Genomic DNA, 21,262 nt, shown 5'->3' on the forward strand with positions numbered 1-21,262 from the left:
CTTCAACTGTCTTCACATTAACCATGTTTTCTTCGGTTCAATACCTTCCGTTCTCCAGCGATCTACCTCTTCATGGATGCGAGCTTTATCACGCGTCGTAAACTGTTCTGACTCCACCACTTCTGCTTGCGGCATGCTGTCACGTATCAAGCGAATGTAGTCCATGGAACGGATCAGAGACTGGCGTCCAGGGATGTACCTGATTTTGCGTCCTTCCAACAAGCAGTATATCTCGATCATACCCGGTAATTTTCCGAAGGCTTCCCAGCAGAATGCACTGACCATATGCTGAAACGCCTCAACTACGTTTGGATCATGGACAACCATATATTTCTGAATAAGCAGCGAATCCCAGCCTTCTGGTTGCCAGGCCGCCTGAAATATCATCGATAAATGCATGGATAATGCAGGTAACTCCGTTCTCCACTGTTCAAAAAGAATGGCTGGATGCTTCAAATCATCGTTCATTGCAATGGCGAGTGACAATTCATCCGTAATCTTGTTCTTCACATCCCAGTAATGGAGAACAGATTCGAAACCATCCGTCTTTCTGGGCCACCACTTCTCAAGTAAATACTGTACGGGTACCTCTTTGCGAACATCGGGGTCGAGACTGTAAAAAGCATTGACCGCATGGCTCACCGCATATTGTACACGGTGCCTCCATTGCAGTGGAAGACGCTGCTCAGACACTGGTTCAGGGCGGATGAATCGATGTGGGCTGCGCAGCATTTCTTCCAATCTGTAATCTTCAAGCAGACGTCCAGGAAGATCATTCCTTCCGACTGCCATCGCTGCCTGAACATTATGTCTTAACATGATCTTTAGGACACCTGTAATCCGGCAGCAGCGAAGCGTTTGCCAAAGTCACGGCATGTTTCTTTCTCCTGCTCAAGCGGACTATATTCAATTTTCAACATCTCTGGAGATACCTCCGCCCCACGCTCCTGCAGCTTGGCAGCCGCCAGATCAACTGCACCGCAGAACTGCTCATACGAGGTGTCACCACTACCAAACACCGCAGCTCTCTTACCACTCAGGTCAAGCTCATCCAGCTCCTCATAGAAATCAAGGAATTCATCTGGCAACTCCCCGTCTCCCCAGGTGTACACACCGATCATGAATCCGTCATAGTCCAATACATCAGATGCATTACAATCCGTTACGGATTTCAGGTCTGCCTCGTGGCCTCCCTGTGTAATTCCTTCCACAATCAGTTCTGCAATTTCTTCTGTATTTCCTGTCATGCTCGCATAAGCCACTAACAATTTAGCCATCTATTTTTCCCTCACTTTATTTGATCATGTTATATTCTCTCTATGAAGAAAGAATGAATTTTTGATTAACAAAATCATATGTGATAATGATTATCATTGTCAAATTAAATTTTTGGTTATCTTTGTTTTTCAGTATATGGCGCACTCCCGTCCCCCAACTGGCGTACAAGCCCTTTTTTGTTGTACAATAGTATCCAAATGACTTTTGAAGGATGGATAAATCATTATGTACGTAGCTAAGAATTGGAAGGACTATGAAGTAATCGATACAGGAGGCGGCGAGAAACTGGAGCGTTGGGGAGATGTGATTTTACGCAGACCCGATCCACAGATTATCTGGCCCCTTGAGCAAGAAACCAATGAATGGCGTCAGGTGCATGGTCACTATCATCGCAGCTCTTCCGGTGGCGGTAACTGGGATATGAAAAAGCCCATTCCCGAGCGTTGGACGATCGGATACGAAAACCTGAAATTCCACATTAAACCTACCAGCTTTAAGCACACTGGTCTGTTCCCTGAACAAGCCGCCAACTGGAGCTGGATGATGGATAAAATCTCCAATGCAGGACGCCCTATTTCTGTCTTGAACCTGTTTGCCTATACAGGCGGAGCAACGGTAGCTGCTGCTTATGCAGGCGCATCTGTTGTGCATGTGGATGCAGCTAAAGGCATGGTTCAATGGGCCAAGGAAAATGTTCAATTATCCGGACTGGCTGATCGCCCTGTTCGTTTTATTACAGATGATGTATTCAAATTTGTACAACGGGAACAACGTCGCGGAAATCGTTACGACGCCATTATTATGGACCCTCCTTCATATGGCCGTGGCCCTAATGGAGAGACATGGAAACTGGAAGAGAACCTATATCCTTTCCTGAAGTCATGTATGACGATCTTGTCGGATAATCCATTATTCATGCTGGTTAACTCCTACACTACGGGCATTTCCTCTACGGTTCTGCGCAACATGTTGACCATGACGATGTCTGCTCAGTACGGTGGTGAAATTACTGCAGGTGAAATTGGTCTGCCGATCACACGTAGTGGTCTTGATCTGCCTTGTGGTATTCTGGGCCGTTGGGAGTCTTAATCATGTCAGAACATCGGCATGATCACGATGCAATTCCGATTCTGTTCGAAGACAACCATCTGTTAGGCATTACGAAGCCGGTCAATGTACCTACACAGGAAGATTCATCAGGTGATCCGGATTTGCTTACATTGCTGAAGCAGGATCTGAAAGAACGATACAACAAACCTGGCAATGTTTATCTCGGGTTAGTACACCGACTTGATCGTCCTGTTGGAGGGGCAATGATTTTTGCCAAGACTTCTAAAGCAGCTTCGAGATTGTCCGAGACTGTGCGGGGACGTCATTTCCGTAAAATATATGCGGCTGTTGTACATGGCAAGTTGCCTGCACAGCAGGGAACGTTAAAACACACGCTCCTGAAAGATGCACGTACAAATACCGTTACTGTTGTACCTAAAGGTACGGCTGGCGGTAAGGATGCCGTTCTGGATTACCGTGTTATCGGCGAGACAGACCGTTACAGCCTCGTCCATATCGAACTGCACACCGGCAGATCTCATCAGATTCGAGTGCAAATGAAAGAAATCGGCTGCCCTCTGTACGGGGATCAGAAGTACGGCGCAAGCGTGAATAAACCCGGGCAACAGATTGCTCTATGGTCTGCGATTGCTGCTTTTCCTCATCCAGTTACTAAGGAAGAAGTTATTCTGCAATCTTTGCCTGCAAGAGAATTCCCCTGGGCAGAATGGCCAGACGCTGTGTACCAAAAAGCTTTTGGACAATCTCAATAAATACGTGTTCAAAAAGACTGGTTTTCAATACCGATAAGATGGGATCAAAAGCGTTTTATCGAACAACCTCTATAAGTGCACAGGATCAGGTTACATCTGTCCATACAACGTGTCGTTCAGATTCTGTATCTGAACGACACGTTTTCTTATATTTTCAGCTGTATACCTAAAATACAGAGAGGAGACATCATGATGACCCCGTTTACCAAACAAGTCGTTGCGATCATCGCGGCGATTCCCGAAGGTAAAGTGATGACTTACGGTCAGATTGCAGCCCATGCCGGGAGTCCAAGAGCCGCGAGACAAGTCGTACGTATTCTGCACTCGATGAGCCGCAAGGAACGTCTGCCCTGGCACCGTGTCGTCAATGCAAAAGGAGAAATCTCCATACCGGACGAACACTCGCGCATGATGCAGGAAACAGAACTGATTAGCGAAGGTGTGGAGTTTCAACTAAACGGAACCATTAATCTCAAACAGTTCGGTCATGAGCCCGATCCTGTATTTCTTATCGATCCAACGATCCAGCCCGAATAATAAAGTACTCTCCTCCTATCGCGCACACCAAAAAAAGAGAACTCAGGCAGTTAGGGTTACCCCTTCGACTGTTAGAGTTCTCTTTTTGGTTTTATCTGATATTCGTTATGCTGTAGCCGTCGCTTTTTCCTGTTCTACAGTAACAGGCTCAACAGCTGGTTTTGTTTTCCGAATAAAGAACGCCATGATCAAAGCAACCACAGTCATTCCGGTAGCCACAATGAATGCATAGTTAACACCGTAAATCGTTGCATCTGCAGTAGCAGCTAACATTGCGGTCTTATCATTTGGATTAACCTGACCCGCAGCCACTGCATCCGCCAGATGTGTTTTGAGCTTACTACTCATGATGGTAACCAGAATGGCTGTACCGATCGCCCCGGCAACTGTACGCAATGTATTGGACATCGCAGTACCATGCGCGTTCAGACGTTGAGGCAGTTGATTCAGACCTGCTGTCTGGATTGGCATCATCAGCATCGACATACCGAACATACGAGCCGTGTAGATAAACATCATGTAGCCGTAGGTAGTATCGATTGCCAGACGACTCAGTCCAAAAGTTGTAATTGCTGTAATGGCAAGACCCGCAACCGAAAGCCAGCGAGCGCCCACTTTATCAAATATGCGACCTGTAATTGGGGACATAATCCCCATCAATATCGCACCGGGCATCATCAGAAGTCCTGATTCAATCGGTGAGAATCCACGAATGTTTTGCAGGAAAATAGGAAGCAGGATCATACCTGCAAACATCGCCATTGTCACGAGCATGTTGATAATCGTTGTTAATGTATACATGTTGTATTTAAAAATACGGAACTCAAGGAGCGGATGATCTGTTGTCAGTTGACGAATAACGAACAGAATCAGGGATATCGCACCTACGACGAGACATCCAATGACAATTGCACTGCCCCATCCATCGGTACCCGCATCACTGAATCCGTAGAGCAAACTACCAAAACCAAGTGTAGATAAAATAACGCCTGGATAATCCAGTTTAGGTCTGGATTGACGTGTTACGTTTTTGACAAAAGCAATACCAATTGCTGTTGCAATAATAGAGAATGGCAAGATGATGTAGAACAACAATCTCCAGGAATAATGCTCAACCACATAACCTGAAAGTGTAGGCCCAATCGCAGGAGCCAGAATCATCGCAATCCCCATGGTTCCCATGGCCTGACCGCGTTTCTCGATTGGGAAGATGGTCAGGAATACAACGGTCATCAGAGGCATCAGGATACCTGCACCTGCCGCTTGAATGACACGACCTACCATCAGAATGGTGAAGGTTGGACTAAGACCACAGACTAATGTACCTATGGTAAAGAGAGTCATGGCTGTAATGAAAATTTGACGTGTTGAAAATTTGGCAATCAGATATGCCGTAATCGGAATCAGTACACCGTTCACAAGCATATAACCCGTAGTTAACCATTGGGCTTTGTTTGCATTGATCGCGAGGTCTTCCATGATTTTAGGAAGCGCTACGTTCATCAGGGTTTGGTTCAGGAATGCCACAAAGGCACCAATTAACAATGCCGCTACAATTGGGCCTTTCTTGATGTTGTCCATCGCTGAGGATGGAGCTGCAGCAGTAGTCGTACTCATATGTTGTTCATCTCTCTTCCTTCTAACTTTTCAATCATTTGACTATGAATTCTAAGTAGGTGCTCAAGGTCTTCCTTCGATATGTCCAGAATCGGTGATACTCTTTCCATCCACAAATGGTGCGTTTCCTGTTGGGCCTGTTCCCCTTTATCCGTAATCTGAAGTTTAACGGATCGGCGGTCAGCATCCGAACGTGTCCGAACGATATACTCGCCTTTGACCAGTCGCTCCACAACAGCACTCATGGAACTGCTGCCCATATGGCATAGCTCAGCCACTTCATTGATGCCAATGGAAGGACGCTCCCTCAGGATGGATAACACCATAAACTGGATCGAAGTCAGCTCGATCTCCTTGTTTTCATTCCAAAATGCTCGAAAAAGCATTTGATTCACTTGGCGGAACGAATTAATAATATAGAATACTTCATACGTATCAGTCATTGTTTCACCCTTTTACTTTTGGAATATAATATTTCGTACACGAAATATCAGGGGAACAATTATTTATTATAACAAAAATATTTACATAGTCAACTCTTTACATATGAATTCACAAAAATAATATTAGGACATACTAACTGTGTTACATCCATGCCTTTACCCAACTAACCTGGACACAGTGTGTAGCATATGTAATTTGTAAATAAAATAACCATAGGGCTCCTGCATGAAACGAGCAGGCACTCCTATGGTTATTCAGAAGAATCAGCATGGTATCATACCGAAGTAGATAAGGCAGGCTCTTTGGTCTTGGGTGTTGTCATTTTGCCTAACAGATATACCAGCAATTGTTGATTGTGCATCGAAATGTTACTGAGAACAGAGTTCATGAATTCATTACGGATGGTGATTCCCCGCTCTGTCTCCATTCTTCCTTTCTCTGATAGAGATACCCACACAATGCGTCGATCCTGATTATCCCGATTCCTGCGAATCAGATCATTCTTCTCCATTCGATCGAGCAGCATGGTTACAGCAGCTGGCGTAGTTGACAGATAAGGAATTAGATCCGAAGGTTTCATCTTCTGATGGTCTTCAAGTACCTCCAGAACAGCCAGCTGAGCCTCCGTTAATGAGGGTGCCAGCTCTTGATCCATATGCAATTTATAATCTTTGGTCAACCTGGACCAGCACTTGGCAAAATCGGAATTATACATCTTCCATCGCTCCTCTCTGCAACCGGTTATCACTTCACCTGCTTAAGTTTTCGCGCTCCAAAGCCGCATTCCTGCTGCCTTTTTTCAATTTCCTAGCGATCGACCGTAATCGACGAAGGTTGTTAAACTTCGCATGAATGCCCTCTTCTAATCCGCCTTTGAACAACAAAAAAAGACTCCTCGCATGACAGGATTAGCTGTTCTGCGAAAAGTCTCGTTTGTTTGTTTTTATGAAGATGATGGTGGTTGATTCTCATTGAAGTCCCTTAGAAATTCAACGATCTCGTCCTGTTTGTCCACATGAACGATCAGCTTGCCAATATGTTTGCGCTCTGTAATCGGAACACCTTCCGAAGAGATCGGGAACACTTGGCCTTCTTTGGTCATTACAGTGATCTTACGTTGCTCTTTGCAATAGAACGCTCCAACAATACGGCTACCATTCGGTTTCACACGTTTGCCTTCTTTGAACTCGAATGTGGCAAGCCCCTTGCCTCCACGACTCTGTATAGCGTAATCCAGAAGTAATGATCGTTTACCATATCCCAGATCGGACAACACGGCAACTTCACCTTCATCTCCTTCTACCCATAAAGCCGATACAACTTCATCTGTATCTCTTAACTGAATACCACGAACACCACCGGATACACGTCCCATTGGATTAACCTCATCCTCTCGGAAACGAATCGCCATGGCTTCTTTTGTAATCAACATAATATCTTGACCACCTGTACTTAAATGTACAGATAACACTTCATCGTCCTTGCCCACTTTACAAGCCGCAACTGCACCGGAACGCTTGGTAACGTAATCCTTCAGCTCCGTTCGTTTCACCTGTCCTCTTCGCGTAACGAAGACCAGACTGTGATTTGGCTCTTCAAAGGATTTCACAGCAAGCACACTTGCAATACGGTCATCTTTCGCAAGGGGAATGACATTCACAATGGCTGTGCCTGGATCTTTCCACTTGAATTCAGGTACCTGGTGAACAGGTAACAGGAAGTACTGACCTTTCCTCGTAAAGACAAGCAAGTTCTCAAGCGTATTTACTTCCAGAACCTGAGCGATATAATCGCCGTCTTTCACACCACTTCCGCTCCGTTCACCACCAGAACGTGTAAAGGACTGCATGCCTGTACGTTTCACATATCCCTCTTTGGATAACGTAACAAATACATCTTCCGCATTCACAAGTACTTCAAGATTAACCTTAAGTTCTTCCACTTCACCCTGGATCGCAGAACGACGGTCTATGCCGTATTTCTCACGAATCTCCATCAATTCCTTGCGGATGACTCCGATGAGCTTGCGGTCACTATCCAGAATGGATTGTAATTGTGCAATCTTTTTCATCAGTTCACCGAGTTCCTTCTCCAGAGAATTGATCTCCAGATTCGTCAAACGGTACAATTGCAACGTAAGGATGGAATCCGCTTGGCGTTCCGTGAATCCAAACATCCACATCAGGTTGTTTTGAGCATCTTGACGGTTCTTCGACGCTTTGATAGCCGCAATGACCTCGTCAAGGATGTTAAGTGCTTTTACCAAGCCCTCGAGCACATGCGCACGGTCTTGCGCCTTCTCCAGCTCAAACCGGGTACGGAAGGTTACAACCTCCCGCTGATGGGCAATGTAAGCCTCGAGGATCGATTTCAATCCTAATTGATGAGGTGCTTTATTCACAATCGCAACCATATTGAAATTATAGGTGACCTGCAGGTCGGTTTTCTTCAGCAAATAAGCCAAAATACCTTGTGCGTCCGCTTCTTTTTTCAACTCAACCACGATTCGCAGACCTTCACGTCCGCTCTCATCACGCACTTCGGCAATACCTTCAACCTTCTTCTCAAGTCGGATGTTCTCCATCGCTGTAACCAGACGAGATTTCACGACCTGATACGGAATTTCGGTAATAACGATCTGCTGTTTACCACCGCGCATGTTTTCAATCTCGGTTTTGGACCGGATATAGATCCGTCCCTTACCTGTGCGATAGGCATCCAGAATGCCGTCACCGCCCATAATCAATCCGCCTGTTGGAAAGTCAGGACCCTTCATAAACATCATGATTTCGTCCAGCTCAATCGACGGTTTCTCCATCACAGCGATCGAAGCATCAATGACTTCACGTAAATTGTGTGGAGGAATCTCCGTTGCAAATCCGGAGGAAATACCGCTGACACCATTAACCAGCAAGTTCGGATAACGGGATGGCAATACAACCGGTTCTTTGGCCGTATTATCAAAATTATCCTTAAACAGAACCGTCCGTTTCTCGATATCGCGAAGCATCTCCATCGCGATGGGCGACAAACGGGCCTCCGTATACCGCATCGCCGCTGCCGGGTCATCATCCTGTGATCCCCAGTTACCATGACCGTCCACGAGCATATGGCCCATTTTCCATGGCTGAGCCATCCGCACCATGCCCTCATAGATGGATGAGTCACCATGTGGATGATAATTACCCATTACGTCCCCAACGGTTTTGGCAGACTTGCGGTAAGTCTTGTCAGGCGTATTACCTGAATCGTACATGGCGTATAGAATACGCCGTTGTACTGGCTTCAACCCATCCCGGACATCCGGAATGGCTCGATCCTGAATAATATATTTGGAGTAGCGACCGAAACGGTCCCCAACGACCTCTTCGAGAAAGGCCGGCATAAATTGTTCTGATGGACTCATTCCAAGCACCTTCTATTCTTCGTACTCTGTAAAGTCGACGTTCTCTACGATCCAGCGTTTCCGCGGATCAACCTTATCACCCATGAGCGTAGATACACGACGTTCTGCTTTTGCTGCATCAACAATCTGTACCTTCAGCATCGCACGAGTTTCCGGATTCATTGTTGTCTCCCACAGTTGATCCGGATTCATCTCACCAAGACCTTTATAACGTTGAAGCTCAACATTATTACCGAATTCCTTCATATAATTGGCCAGTTCTTCATCCGTCCATGCATATCGAACACTCGCAAGCTTACCAGACTTACGAGTAAGTTTGTACAATGGCGGCTGAGCAATATATACTTTGCCTGCATCAATTAAAGGCTTCATATAACGATAAAAGAAGGTCAACAGCAGCACCTGAATATGTGCGCCGTCCGTATCCGCATCGGTCATAATGATAATTTTGGAATAATTGCTGTCTTCAACTGCAAATTCGGTTCCTATGCCCGCCCCGATCGCCGCTGTAATGGCGCGGTATTCTTCATTTTTGAGAATGTCGGCCAGCTTTGATTTTTCCGGATTGAGCGGTTTTCCCTTGAGCGGCAGAATAGCCTGAATCTTCGAGTCACGTCCCTGTTTGGCAGAACCACCTGCGGAATCCCCTTCGACAATAAATAACTCATTTCGGGTAAAATCCTTTGATTGCGCCGGCGTTAGTTTGCCGTTCAGGTTGGAACTTTCGCTACGTTTCTTGCCTGTGCGCATATCATCACGTGCTTTGCGGGCTGCTTCTCTGGCTCTGGAGGCTTGGACCGCTTTGCGAATTAACGTTTGCGCTACCTGCGGGTTTTCTTCCAGAAACCGTTGAATATTCTCGGACACGACCGAATCCACTGCACTTCGAGCGGAAGCGCTGCCGAGCTGATCCTTGGTCTGACCTACGAACTCAACCTCTGACATCTTGACACTGATGACGGCCATCATACCTTCACGCAAATCATTGCCTTCAAGGTTTTTATCTTTTTCCTTAATCATGCTGGTACGGCGCGCGTAGTCATTCATTACACGAGTATACGCAGCCCTGAATCCGGTCTCATGTGTACCGCCACCCCGAGTAGAGATCGAGTTCACGAACGAAGCCAGCGTTTCGGTATAACCCGCGTTATACTGGATTGCCACTTCGACTTCAATGTCATCCTTCTCCGCATAGAAGTGAATAACATCATGCAGCACATCTTTATTTTCGTTAAGAAAAGCAACAAACTGGCTTGCTCCACCTTCATACATGTATTCATCCTGATTGCCCGAACGTTCATCCTTGAGCACAATTCTCAGACCCGAATTCAGAAAAGCAATCTCCTGAAGACGTTCTGCCAATGTATCATAATTAAATTGAATACCGCTCTGGAACACCCGAATATCCGGTTTAAATGTAACTTTTGTACCTGTCCGATTGGTATTGCCCAACACTTCGAGACCGGAGACCGGTTCACCGACATGTTCAATCCCTTTTTTGTCCTTCCAATACTCGAATCGCTGACGATGAATCTTGCCATCACGGAAAATCTCGACTTCAAGCCACTCGGACAATGCGTTAGTAACTGACGCACCTACACCGTGCAAACCGCCTGATTTTTTGTATCCTGATCCACCGAACTTTCCGCCTGCGTGCAAAATCGTAAACACGACCTGGGGAGTAGGAATCCCTGTTTTATGTATACCTGTCGGAATTCCCCTTCCGTTATCCTGAACCGTAATAGAACCGTCCTTATGCAGCGTGATATCGATTTTGGAGCAGAATTTGGCGAGATGTTCGTCGACAGCGTTGTCGACAATTTCCCATACCAAATGATGTAAACCTGAAGTGCTGGTGCTACCGATGTACATCCCCGGCCGTTTCCGTACCGCTACCAACCCTTCAAGTACTTGAATGTCGTCCGCGTCGTAGCCTGAAGACCCCTGTCCTCCGCCTGTCGAACCTGCCGACATATCGATTTGCTCGACCATTCATGCTCCCCCTTCTTAACTTGCAACTAAAAAAATGCCTAAAATGCAAACAGATGTTTTCTTATCCTTGTCCATTTTAATTCAAGATATCCCGTTTCGTAAAGACAAGGAATGACACAATGAGTGAAGCAATGCCCCAAACACTAAGCACAATAAGGGAAAAACCTAAATTCATACCCTCGATTGGAGGTAACCCGCCAGACAAATAATTCGGAAGTTCGAGGTTAACCATGAACAAATACTTCGCGGTCTGCCAGGACGCTGCCATACTGGTCAAGATTGTTCCTGCAATCAAAGCGGCCATCATGATAACGATACTTGCAGCAGTACTGCGCACAAGCACAGATACCATAAATGCAAGCATAGCCACAATTACACTCACAAACCAGATCAGTCCTGCCTGCATTAGCATATACAGCCACTGGTCTACAGCATGCACTGCCGACATATCGACATCTGTTCCCACAACTTTGAATCCTGTGAAGATTGGCATGTTGAAGCCTTTATAACCAAAGACCGCACCCGATATGACATAACATATAATGTAGGCTGATACCACTATGATCGAAACAAACATAATCAGCGTAATTAATTTACTCAAAAGCACTTTCCAGCGTCTAACCGGACGCGTTAAAAGCATTTTAATCGTACCTGTCGTACGTTCACCAGAAACAAGATCTGAAGCAATAGCCATGATTAACAGTGGAATAAACAATCCAACCGCGTTGTTCATGAACTCCCGCGTAAAGGTGACACCGCCCGGTTCTTTGGGATTAATGTCATTCTCAAGATAATACTGCATCTGCTGGATATATACTGTTCTATATTTTTTGTACTCTTCAGGTACCCGATCGCTACCGAGCGAATTTTGATTGTCTGTGATGGCCTGTTGCAGTTCAAGACGCCAATCGCCGCCAAACTTGTCGCGATTATTCTCCGCAGATTTCATCTGGGCATACGTAAACATCGGTACGAGGACCGCAAGTACAATAAATATAATATAAAGCCGTTTTTTCTTCACCATCTTAATCGTTTCATTGCGGATCAGCGGCATGATATTACTCAATGGATTCACCTTCTGTCATTTTTAAGAATAGTTGTTCAAGCGTAGGCTGGATCCGCTGTACCCCTTCAACCTGTACACCAGCTTGAACCATCTGTTGCACCATATCAGGAATTCGATCTTCGTGCATCTCGGCAACCACAGCGTTGGGACCAAGGCCCGCAACAATGGTATCATCCATCACATCCGCAGGTCGACCTACCAGAGCAATGCCTGCATCCTGCAACATTTTTTTGCCTTGCTCCAGTGGTGAAACATGCCATATAGCCAACTTCGAATGATCTTCAATCAGTTCGCTTACACCTCCAACAGCAAGCACACGCCCAGCACTGATAATGGCTACTCTGTCACAGAGAAGCTGGATCTCACTTAACAAGTGACTGCTGACAAATACAGCCATACCTTCGCTGGCAAGTTGCTTAATAAAGACACGAAGTTCCTTAATGCCTTTTGGATCAAGACCATTTGTCGGTTCATCCAGAATAAGCAGACGCGGTCGCCCAAGCAGCGCTTGTGCAATACCGAGCCGTTGACGCATACCCAATGAGTACGTTCTGACTTTATCGTGAATCCGCTGATCCAGACGCACAATATCTACAACTTCCTGAATTCGTTCATTGTCCACACCTGGTTGCATGCGAGCGAAATGCTCCAGGTTCTCCCACCCTGTCAGATATGTATATACCTCCGGATTTTCAACAATGGAGCCTACATACTTCAAAGCACGCTCAGGGTCCCGATTCACATCATAACCACAAACTTTAATTTTTCCTTCTGTTGGTTTGATCAGATCGACCAGCATCCGTATCGTAGTTGTTTTGCCGGCACCGTTGGGACCGAGAAATCCGAAGATTTCACCAGGTTTTACGTCAAATGTAACGTCCTTAATGATCCATTTGCGTCCGATCCGCTTTTTCAGATTCTGTACGGATAGGACGGAATCATACAGTTGCTCTGCCATTTAATTTCCGCTCCCTTCTGCCGGTGTATCTGCCTGGAATTCCTGTGCAATCCGAACTGCAATTTGCTCATAACCTTGTCCGTTGGGATGGAAATGATCTGACGAGAGATACTCCCCCAGATGATTTTCAAACAAATCGAATGTAGGGACCAGTGTCATCTTGTCCTCATTGTTCAAAATAGCCAGTGCAGCATCGTTCCATGCAGCTACCACTGCATTACCTGGCTTCTCCAGTTCCTTCACATCGCCAAATGGATTGTACAACCCTATGTACGCAATCTGCGCATCGGGATTAATTTCTTTTACTTTCTTCAATATCTCTTGAAGGCGCTTCGACGTTTCCGGCAAAGCCGCTGCCAGCTGCTCTGCTGTTGGCGGATCTTCCCCCTGTAGAACTTGTCCTCCCTGGAACAAATCATTTGCGCCGATCGAGAGCAAGATAAAATTGGATTGTTGTAAGACGTAACGTACGCCTTGCTCATCGAGTTTTTCCAATAAAGCATCTGTTCTCAAACCGTTTACACCCAGATTATTAAGAACCTGAACGTCATATCCTTTATCTTTAAGCAGATTCCCTGCACGTCTCACAAAACCGAGTCCTTCATCATCGCCCGTGCCTCTTGCCAGAGAATCACCGATGACGGCCATCCGAATCTTGCCATCTTCCACGACAGCCGGTTCCCCCTCGATATCCTTAGATGGAGCAGTTGCCTCCTGGCCTGTAGTTAATGCGGAATCTCCCTCGGGGAAAATCACGTCTTTTATGGCGTAACCAAATCCAAATAACAACAACAAAGTTGCCAAGATGGATACTGTACTGACAGTTCTCCAGATCCATGGTGCTGAATCCAGGCTTTTTTTCTTTTTCATCATCACATCTCCACTCATGTACACCAGTCCGGGTGCTTTATAATTTATAATGACTTTACATTAAGGCGTGTCTGAAAATCCGCTTACTTCGGAGTTTTCAGACACGCCTTAATGATGCTATTCCTAAATAACATAAATGTTCTGTCGTTAATTTGCAAACTTTGGCGCTGCATTCGCAGAATTCATTTTTTATATGTCATTTTACGGAAAAAAGGTTATGCCATACACAGATTTGAACTGTGTACTGGCATAACCTTGTGGAAAAGAAAATCATACTTTCTTCATTATAAATCGATTACTTACCGATAAACTCTTGTGCCCAGTATCCGTTGTAGAAACCTACTCCGATATGCGTAAAGTTTTTGCTCAGAATATTGGCACGGTGACCTTCACTATTCATCCAAGCTGTAACAACTTCCTGTGGTGTTTTTTGTCCTTGGGCAATGTTCTCACCTGCATAGCTGTACGTTACTCCGAATTGTTTCATCATATCAAACGGAGAACCATACGTAGGTGACTGGTGATCAAAATAGTTATTGTTACTCATATCTTTTACTTTAGCAACAGCTACTTTGTCCAGAAGTGCATCTGAAGTCAGAGCGTTCAGACCTGCTTTAGCACGCTCAGCGTTCACAAGTTTTACAACTTGAGTAGCAAAGTCGGATTGTGTGCTTTCGCTACCATTATTACTTGTATTGTTACCTGTGTTACCTGTGTTACCCGTGTTTGAAGGATCTTTAGCCGGTGTAGTTTCCGGTTTTTCTTCTTGAACTGGTTGTGTTGGTTTAGTCGGTTGCTCAGGCTTAGTTGTAGGCTCAGCAGGTTTTGTTGTTGGTTGAGTTGGTTTTGTTGTCGGCTCAGCAGGTTTCGTCGTTTGATCAGGCTGCGTAGCAGGTTTCTCTACAATTTGCCCCTCGGATACGGTGTATCCATTTTGTTTGAGCCATTTCTCAATATAAGCTTTCAAGCTGTCTGTACTTGTAATTTTGTACGTTGTGATAGTCTTATATGTTGAATCTGCAGCAGACGCGGAAGCAGGAAGCATTACCCCTACGGCCAGTACGGCTGTCAGACTACTCGTTACGACAGTTTTCATCCATTTCTTTTTCAAATTCATTCATCTCCTTAAGATTAGTTATTACAACTTTGTAATTAATACTCTAGCAGTATATCAATTCGACAGGAGATTGTGAACCTATAAAATATGGAAAAGTAACTTTTTTGTCATTTTTTAGAGTGTTACAGATTTGTCTGAGGGCTTATCCTGTAAGGCTCTACTCCCGTTGACAAAATCATAAAAAAAAGACATTCGGACTAAAAATGCTAGTCGAATGTCGCTTCACCATCTATTTATCATTCACCACACAAGAATGTGCAGATCAGGATATCATGAGAATTTCCATGCAATAGAAGAAACTTTATTTGTACTATAGAAGAACTTTACTGAACCGATACCCTCTCTTCTGAAAACCAATGTGCTCATAAAAAGAGTACGTTGTTGAAGTCACTTCACGGTTTGCACCCGTGACAAACAGTTGTTTACCACCTTGCTGTCTGCCCCAATCTTCGGCACGAGCCATCAGACGACGGGCAATCCCACCACCACGATGTTCTTGACCTACAATCAGGGAAGTAATTTGTGCGGCAGGTTCTGGATAGGCATGACTTTGCACACATTGCAAGCCAATCACACCAATAATTTGTTCATCCACTTCGGCAACAAGCATGCATGCGTTTGGATTGGTTTCCAAACATTCAATACGTTCTTTCATGACATTGGTTGTTGTCGGATAGCTGACCTCTCGCATCAGTCCCGTTACCGCTTCAGCATCTCGTAGTTCACACTCTCGGATCATCAGTACAGGGGCCTCAACATTATTGGACATGATTTACCTCCACTTTCAGCATATTAGCGGCTTGCACCGCTGTTTTACGAGCTTCTTCCACATCTTGACCAGCACTTAAGGCTACAGCCATTCGGCGTCCTACTTTGGTCTCAGGTTTGCCAAATACACGAATCTGAGTACGAGGAAGAGCCAGAGCTTCTTCAATCCCGCCTACAGTAAAGTCAGATGTTTCATCATTAGCCTTCAGCGTTGCTGAAGCTCCCGGTGTCAACAGATGTACACCTGTGACCGGAAAACCAAGAATTGCACGTACATGCAGCGCAAACTCGGAACTGTCTTGCGTCACCATTGTAACCATACCTGTGTCATGTGGACGAGGAGATACCTCGCTGAACACAACACCATCCGGGGTCAGGAACAACTCCACTCCAAACAGTCCATACCCGCCAAGTTCATCCGTGACGGATTTGGCAATATGACAAGCTTGCTGCCATTGCTCAGGAGTCATTGCATGAGGCTGCCAGGATTCGACATAATCCCCATCCTTCTGAATATGACCAATCGGAGGACAAAATACGGTGCCTGATACAGACCTAACAGTAAGTAATGTAATCTCACTGTCAAATTGCACAAAGCTCTCCACAATAACACGAACGGATTTGCCACGAGCCCCCGAAAGAGCAATGTTCCAGCAATCCTCTACGTCGCCCGGTGTTCGGCATACACTCTGCCCTTTGCCGGAAGAACTCATTAATGGTTTAATGACACAAGGTGTGCCAAGCTCACGTACGGCTTCCTGAAGTTGTTCCAGGTTGTCCGCAAAAAGGTAATCAGCTGTCGGAAGTTTCAATTGTTCGGCTGCAAGCCGACGGATGCCTTCGCGATCCATCGTTAGACGTGCAGCTCGGGCAGTAGGTACTACACAAAATCCCTCTTCCTCAAGCTCCAGTAAAGCTTCTGTTGCAATAGCTTCAATCTCAGGTACGATGTAATGAGGTTTTTCTTTACGGATCAATTGTTTCAAAGCTTCGGCATCCAGCATGTCGATGCAGTAAGACCGGTGCGCGACCTGCATTGCAGGTGCGTTCTCATAACGATCAACAGCGATCGTCTCTACTCCCAGTCGTTGGGCCTCAATAACGACCTCTTTTCCCAATTCTCCACTGCCTAGTAGCAGCATTTTTTTGGCTTGAGCCGTAAAAGGAGCACCCCACATGTTCTTTCCAATCCTCCCAAAGAGAAATCTTCTATATCTGTCTCTCTATTTTCGGGGTTTTGGTTAAAGATTGCAAGAGTGCTCCCTATTTTTCTTGTGAATTTTACAAGATTTTTTGTGTTTTTTCGATCAAATTTTACAATTACTGCTCACAGATTCGATACTCCTTCCATTCCTCCCAAAATTAAGGAAATGTCAAAAGAGTAGATTTTAATATTCCAGTGAACATAAATTAGCAAACAAACCCCAAGTTTAGAACCTTGGGATTTGTTTGTTTTTTTCTCTGAAAATTTCATTATGGGAGGAGACGTACGCCATCATGGGAGCATCTGGAGTCAAGTATTTTTTCGCACTATTTACAGCTAAAATCGCATCGTTGAAGGCTCCGGCAATAAGTCTGACTTTGCTATCGTGAGTTGCACAATCCCCTGCAGCAAAAACACCCGGCAGACTCGTCTGTGCATGGTGACTCATTAGAACCATTCCATCGTCCATTTCTAAGCCACAACTGGCAAGATCACTTAAATTGCTTTTATATCCATGACTAACTACGACTTCATCCACATCTAACAATACATTTTCCTGACTCTCCATATGCGTAATTACAACCTGATGGATACGTTCACCATGATTATGAAGCCGTGTGATGCTATATGGTGTTCTGACATCCGTTACATTGTTCATCTCGCTAACATTGCGTTCCATTGCACGAAACTCATTTTTTCGGTGGACGACCACTACGCTCCGTGCAAGTTGAGCAAGTTCAATTGCCCAATCTACTGCACTGTTACCTCCTCCTGAAATGAGCACACGCTTCCCGGAAAAATGTTCTGGATTTTGCACGGTGTAATGAAGATTTTCATACTCACATTGAATCGGCTCCTGAAGCTCCAATTTCTGAATTTCTGCGATACCGCGGCCTACTGCGACAATAATTGTACGCGTATAGTGTATGTCGCCTTCAGCAGTATACAGAGCCAAAATCTCGTTGTCCAGTCGAGCGAACCGATCTACTTTGCAATTCAATTCAACCGTTGGATTAAAGGTATTCGCCTGCTGAACCAGATACTCAATCAACTTTGAACACTTCATTGGTGGCAGGCCACCCACATCCCAAATAGTTTTTTCAGAATAGGTATGCAGAAAACCACCAAGTTGGTCTTTGCCGTCAATGATCTTAACTCTCATATCACGCATCCCGGCATAAAAGGCCGCATATAATCCTGCCGGTCCGCCTCCGACGATGGTCAGATCATAGATATCTTCCTTATTCATTTTAAACACACCTTGTTAATTTAGTTATGAATTCGAGATACATGTAACTTTACCCGTTTGCTTTATTTGTTTTTTGCTTCAAAAGCAGCAACAATATCATCAATGACATATTCATCGGCAAGTGGAGACATTCCCAGATTGAACCATTCCTTGCCACCCACCATATAGACGTGGTCCTGCTTGACTGCTTTCAGATTTTTCCATAACGATGAAGATAACATATCTTCAAATTTCTTTTTAATTTCCGAATTTGTCTCATCATCCAGCTGAACGATCAGATGATCTGCGTCGTATTCAGGCAGTACTTCCAAGGATACGGACATGGCAGTTTGATCTTTCGGGAAATTAGGAAGTGGATTCATTTCCAATCGTTTATGGACAAAGTTTCCTCGGTCAAGGTTCTCCCCATGAAGTACGATTTCTTTTTCCATCACTCTAATGTAGAGAACAGTCTCCTCACCAATCAGCTTATCCAATTTGGAAGCAGCTACTTTCTCCTTATCCACCAAATCCTGAATCACCTTTTCTGCCTGTTCTTCTTTGTCCAGAATTTTGGCCATATCCCGCAGTTCATCGCGCCAATCATCACGCTGTGGCAAAAGTACGGTAGGTGCTATCAGAGTAAGCTGATCATAGTCCTTTTTGGACCACCAGTCAGGGGCGATAATCAAATCCGGAGCTGCCTCCATCAGGGCTTCAAAGTTAGGCGTTCTTCCTATTCCCATTTTCATCGTGTTTGTGAATGGCTCTTGCAAGTAAGAAGGAAAATCCTCATGGTAGTTCTGTACAGCGATGGGTACGATGCCAAGTGAATATAAAAATTCTGGATATACAACGGACAAACCAACTATTTTTTGTGGGTTCACCGGAATTTCAACTTCTCCCATTTCCGTGTTCACTTTTTTCACCTGACTGGCTTCTGTTGTTGAAGAATTGGCGGTACCCGCTTCTTGACCCTCGCTCGAGGATGCTTCGTTGCCTGCTGCACCGCAAGCCGAAATAATGAGCACCAACATCATGGTGCATAGTACCGTTAACCATCTGAATCTCATTCTTTATGTACCCCCTATATGGCATTTAGTTATGACAACGTCTAATTAATAATAATTATCATTATCATTTGATATAGGAGTAAGTATATTAAAATATGTTCAGGTATGATATTGACTATTCAGACTTTTTGCTATGGACGATCTTGCCATAACTTTAATATTTCATCCAACATAAGCTCATGGGTAAACGCAGTGTAGTCCAGCAGGACGCTCGACAAAAGCATATCCATTCTGCCATTCTGTACCGCTAACAATGCAAGCCATTCCTCAGACTTACGCACAGCAGACCATGTCTGCCTAGATTCCTCATCTTCACCCACAATCAATAATATTCTTTCCACGTTGAGAACAGATAACTCCTTAATGGTCATTGTGCCCCGTTCCCAATAAGTCTCAACTCCTTCGGGACCCTCCATTTGCATATCAACGTAAAAAACGGAAGCAATGCTCCTTGGGCCTAACATCTGCAACGCTTCACCATAAACTTTGAGTACAACTAATCTGTCTTTTCGTATGAAATCCTCAAGCTGATCCTTTATGGTCGTTGCCTTCTCTTCATATCTTTGAAGCCATACCTCTGCAATATCAGACCTGTCCAAAAAGCTTGCAACATATCTCAAATGTTCTCTCCAATCGCCTTTTTCCCACGGGAGGTCACACATAGGAGCAATGGAATGAAGCTGCCTCTGCAAATCCTCAGACTCCGTCCCAACAGTAATAATATAATCAGGTTTAACTAATCGAAGCTGTTCCAGCCAAGTGGTCTCACTCTCTGCGAGTGGCATAACTTTGTCCGTTTCATATTTACGTCTATAATAGTATGTCCATGGATGACTTGCCGGCGCGGCACAGGGAATGATCTGCAATGCAAGCAGTATACCAATGCTCACAGAATGAATTGCAGCAATTTTTTGTTTGCTATTACGTATAAACGCTGCTGGTGGAATGCCAGAGATTTGCTTGAATTTACGCCGGAAATACGTCTCATCCTGATAACCCACGTACGATGCCACATCCTTGAGTCGATAACTGTGATCATTTCTCATTAAGATCTGGGCTTGTTTAATTCGGTATAGCGTTAGATAGTCCACTGGACTATAACCATACCTTTTCTTGAATAAACGCATGAAATGTCGAGGGCTCATTCGTGCCACATTTGCTAGTTCCTCAATGGTTAATCTCTTCGAATAATTCTGCTCCATGTAACCTTTGACATGTTCAATTGGTGAAGCCAGGTCCGTCTTTTCGGTAAAGGCCACATCGTAAAACATGGTATACAACAGTTCCTGAAAACGAATCTGACCATAGTACCTTTGCAAACCATCCTTCTTCAACGTGTGGTGGTAAATCATCTGACAGATCACGCCAACAGCAACGGGTGAAGATGAGCTGACCTCGCCATTTACTTCATTACGTAAAAGTTGCTTCATCATATCCAGGGCTGTTCCACCCTCCTGCTCCAGTGCGTACATGACATCAAAACTCATGTGATACACGCCTCTTTCATCCAACGAATGCACATTTGCCTCAACCAGTTGCCCCGGGAAGCCTACATACAGTCCGCCCGCCTTCAATTCGATGAAACTGCCATCTATCTTTAACCACCCTTGCCCACTGGCTACAAATAATAACATGTATGTTTCAATGAAGTGTTTCCTCAGAAGCCACTCCGTCGCAGGATCACTCGTATAATTCACGTGAAGGAGTCTAAAATTCATATGATCCAGGTGATCCAAATGTTTTGAATTTATTTCGTTGTTGTCCATCTGCATTGATCTCCCTCCAGCCATGAACGATTGTATTGATTTCATTCTTCAAAAATATAACATACCACACTAACGAATAAAAAAAACACTCCGGCTATCCTCTAACCTGTCTTCA

19 protein-coding genes are annotated in these 21,262 nt (G+C 44.9%); 3 read left to right on the forward strand and 16 right to left on the reverse strand.

Features of this window, described 5'->3' with window-relative positions; genetic code table 11:
* Positions 1-12: 12 nt before the first annotated feature.
* Together C161_RS22630 and C161_RS22635 are read right to left on the reverse strand one after the other, a co-directional pair.
* The gene (locus C161_RS22630; protein ID WP_051449891.1) at positions 13-819 is read right to left on the reverse strand and encodes a hypothetical protein; all 807 of its coding nucleotides are present in this window, start codon (positions 817-819) and stop codon (positions 13-15) included.
* A gap of 5 nt (positions 820-824) precedes the next feature.
* Complete coding sequence (locus C161_RS22635; protein ID WP_017687802.1) at positions 825-1,277, reverse strand: flavodoxin; 453 nt, start codon at positions 1,275-1,277, stop codon at positions 825-827.
* A gap of 226 nt (positions 1,278-1,503) precedes the next feature.
* Between C161_RS22635 and C161_RS22640 the strand changes: the two genes are divergently transcribed.
* The 3 genes from C161_RS22640 to C161_RS22650 all read left to right on the forward strand — a co-directional run bounded on the left by C161_RS22640 (position 1,504) and on the right by C161_RS22650 (position 3,638).
* Complete coding sequence (locus tag C161_RS22640; protein WP_036613317.1) at positions 1,504-2,367, forward strand: class I SAM-dependent methyltransferase; 864 nt, start codon at positions 1,504-1,506, stop codon at positions 2,365-2,367.
* Between the two features lie 2 nt (positions 2,368-2,369).
* Complete coding sequence (locus tag C161_RS22645; RefSeq protein WP_036672914.1) at positions 2,370-3,101, forward strand: RluA family pseudouridine synthase; 732 nt, start codon at positions 2,370-2,372, stop codon at positions 3,099-3,101.
* Positions 3,102-3,293: 192 nt separating this feature from the next.
* A complete protein-coding gene (locus C161_RS22650) occupies positions 3,294-3,638 on the forward strand; it encodes an MGMT family protein (RefSeq protein ID WP_036613313.1) in 345 nt (114 codons plus the stop codon).
* Positions 3,639-3,743: 105 nt separating this feature from the next.
* Here C161_RS22650 and C161_RS22655 read toward each other — a convergent pair whose 3' ends face one another.
* From C161_RS22655 to C161_RS22720, 14 genes are all read right to left on the reverse strand, one after another.
* A complete protein-coding gene (locus C161_RS22655; protein ID WP_036672916.1) occupies positions 3,744-5,255 on the reverse strand; it encodes a DHA2 family efflux MFS transporter permease subunit in 1,512 nt (503 codons plus the stop codon).
* On the reverse strand, positions 5,252-5,698 hold the full coding sequence (locus C161_RS22660) for a MarR family winged helix-turn-helix transcriptional regulator (protein ID WP_036613308.1): 447 nt from the start codon (positions 5,696-5,698) through the stop codon (positions 5,252-5,254). Before C161_RS22660 ends, C161_RS22655 begins: the two co-directional genes overlap by 4 nt.
* A gap of 275 nt (positions 5,699-5,973) precedes the next feature.
* Positions 5,974-6,414 (reverse strand): MarR family winged helix-turn-helix transcriptional regulator, encoded by a 441-nt coding sequence (locus tag C161_RS22665; protein WP_036613306.1) that lies wholly within the window; start codon positions 6,412-6,414, stop codon positions 5,974-5,976.
* A 228-nt stretch (positions 6,415-6,642) separates the two neighbouring features.
* Positions 6,643-9,105, reverse strand: a complete 2,463-nt coding sequence (gene gyrA / locus C161_RS22670; protein WP_036672917.1) for a DNA gyrase subunit A — start codon at positions 9,103-9,105, stop codon at positions 6,643-6,645.
* Positions 9,106-9,117: 12 nt separating this feature from the next.
* Positions 9,118-11,097, reverse strand: coding sequence for a DNA topoisomerase IV subunit B (gene parE / locus C161_RS22675; RefSeq protein WP_036613300.1), 1,980 nt, complete (start codon positions 11,095-11,097; stop codon positions 9,118-9,120).
* Between the two features lie 76 nt (positions 11,098-11,173).
* On the reverse strand, positions 11,174-12,163 hold the full coding sequence (locus C161_RS22680) for an ABC transporter permease (RefSeq protein ID WP_036613298.1): 990 nt from the start codon (positions 12,161-12,163) through the stop codon (positions 11,174-11,176).
* Positions 12,156-13,121 (reverse strand): ABC transporter ATP-binding protein, encoded by a 966-nt coding sequence (locus C161_RS22685; protein WP_036672918.1) that lies wholly within the window; start codon positions 13,119-13,121, stop codon positions 12,156-12,158. The genes C161_RS22680 and C161_RS22685 overlap by 8 nt, the downstream gene beginning before the upstream one ends.
* Positions 13,122-13,994 (reverse strand): GDSL-type esterase/lipase family protein, encoded by an 873-nt coding sequence (locus C161_RS22690; RefSeq protein ID WP_305955651.1) that lies wholly within the window; start codon positions 13,992-13,994, stop codon positions 13,122-13,124.
* A gap of 292 nt (positions 13,995-14,286) precedes the next feature.
* On the reverse strand, positions 14,287-15,102 hold the full coding sequence (locus tag C161_RS22695; RefSeq protein WP_051449892.1) for a CAP domain-containing protein: 816 nt from the start codon (positions 15,100-15,102) through the stop codon (positions 14,287-14,289).
* A gap of 316 nt (positions 15,103-15,418) precedes the next feature.
* Complete coding sequence (locus tag C161_RS22700) at positions 15,419-15,877, reverse strand: GNAT family N-acetyltransferase (RefSeq protein WP_036613284.1); 459 nt, start codon at positions 15,875-15,877, stop codon at positions 15,419-15,421.
* On the reverse strand, positions 15,867-17,054 hold the full coding sequence (gene purT, locus C161_RS22705; RefSeq protein ID WP_036672920.1) for a formate-dependent phosphoribosylglycinamide formyltransferase: 1,188 nt from the start codon (positions 17,052-17,054) through the stop codon (positions 15,867-15,869). The genes C161_RS22700 and purT overlap by 11 nt, the downstream gene beginning before the upstream one ends.
* A 252-nt stretch (positions 17,055-17,306) precedes the next feature.
* Positions 17,307-18,329, reverse strand: coding sequence for an NAD(P)/FAD-dependent oxidoreductase (locus tag C161_RS22710; protein ID WP_036672921.1), 1,023 nt, complete (start codon positions 18,327-18,329; stop codon positions 17,307-17,309).
* Positions 18,330-18,391: 62 nt separating this feature from the next.
* A complete protein-coding gene (locus C161_RS22715; protein WP_036672922.1) occupies positions 18,392-19,381 on the reverse strand; it encodes an ABC transporter substrate-binding protein in 990 nt (329 codons plus the stop codon).
* A gap of 131 nt (positions 19,382-19,512) precedes the next feature.
* Positions 19,513-21,099, reverse strand: coding sequence for an AraC family transcriptional regulator (locus tag C161_RS22720; protein WP_235193899.1), 1,587 nt, complete (start codon positions 21,097-21,099; stop codon positions 19,513-19,515).
* Positions 21,100-21,262: the final 163 nt, after the last annotated feature.

Origin of the sequence: Paenibacillus sp. FSL R5-192 (assembly GCF_000517845.1) — a bacterium.
Classification (GTDB): domain Bacteria; phylum Bacillota; class Bacilli; order Paenibacillales; family Paenibacillaceae; genus Paenibacillus; species Paenibacillus amylolyticus.

Excerpts from the sequence above, each read along its gene's own strand:
- C161_RS22630 (WP_051449891.1), bottom strand. The coding sequence starts at position 819 with ATGTTAAGACATAATGTTCAGGCAGCGATGGCAGTCGGAAGGAATGAT.
- C161_RS22635 (WP_017687802.1), bottom strand. The coding sequence starts at position 1,277 with ATGGCTAAATTGTTAGTGGCTTATGCGAGCATGACAGGAAATACAGAA.
- C161_RS22640 (WP_036613317.1), top strand. The coding sequence starts at position 1,504 with ATGTACGTAGCTAAGAATTGGAAGGACTATGAAGTAATCGATACAGGA.
- C161_RS22645 (WP_036672914.1), top strand. The coding sequence starts at position 2,370 with ATGTCAGAACATCGGCATGATCACGATGCAATTCCGATTCTGTTCGAA.
- C161_RS22650 (WP_036613313.1), top strand. The coding sequence starts at position 3,294 with ATGACCCCGTTTACCAAACAAGTCGTTGCGATCATCGCGGCGATTCCC.
- C161_RS22655 (WP_036672916.1), bottom strand. The coding sequence starts at position 5,255 with ATGAGTACGACTACTGCTGCAGCTCCATCCTCAGCGATGGACAACATC.
- C161_RS22660 (WP_036613308.1), bottom strand. The coding sequence starts at position 5,698 with ATGACTGATACGTATGAAGTATTCTATATTATTAATTCGTTCCGCCAA.
- C161_RS22665 (WP_036613306.1), bottom strand. The coding sequence starts at position 6,414 with ATGTATAATTCCGATTTTGCCAAGTGCTGGTCCAGGTTGACCAAAGAT.
- gyrA (WP_036672917.1), bottom strand. The coding sequence starts at position 9,105 with ATGAGTCCATCAGAACAATTTATGCCGGCCTTTCTCGAAGAGGTCGTT.
- parE (WP_036613300.1), bottom strand. The coding sequence starts at position 11,097 with ATGGTCGAGCAAATCGATATGTCGGCAGGTTCGACAGGCGGAGGACAG.
- C161_RS22685 (WP_036672918.1), bottom strand. The coding sequence starts at position 13,121 with ATGGCAGAGCAACTGTATGATTCCGTCCTATCCGTACAGAATCTGAAA.
- C161_RS22690 (WP_305955651.1), bottom strand. The coding sequence starts at position 13,994 with ATGATGAAAAAGAAAAAAAGCCTGGATTCAGCACCATGGATCTGGAGA.
- C161_RS22700 (WP_036613284.1), bottom strand. The coding sequence starts at position 15,877 with ATGTCCAATAATGTTGAGGCCCCTGTACTGATGATCCGAGAGTGTGAA.
- purT (WP_036672920.1), bottom strand. The coding sequence starts at position 17,054 with ATGTGGGGTGCTCCTTTTACGGCTCAAGCCAAAAAAATGCTGCTACTA.
- C161_RS22710 (WP_036672921.1), bottom strand. The coding sequence starts at position 18,329 with ATGAATAAGGAAGATATCTATGATCTGACCATCGTCGGAGGCGGACCG.
- C161_RS22715 (WP_036672922.1), bottom strand. The coding sequence starts at position 19,381 with ATGAGATTCAGATGGTTAACGGTACTATGCACCATGATGTTGGTGCTC.
- C161_RS22720 (WP_235193899.1), bottom strand. The coding sequence starts at position 21,099 with ATGAATTTTAGACTCCTTCACGTGAATTATACGAGTGATCCTGCGACG.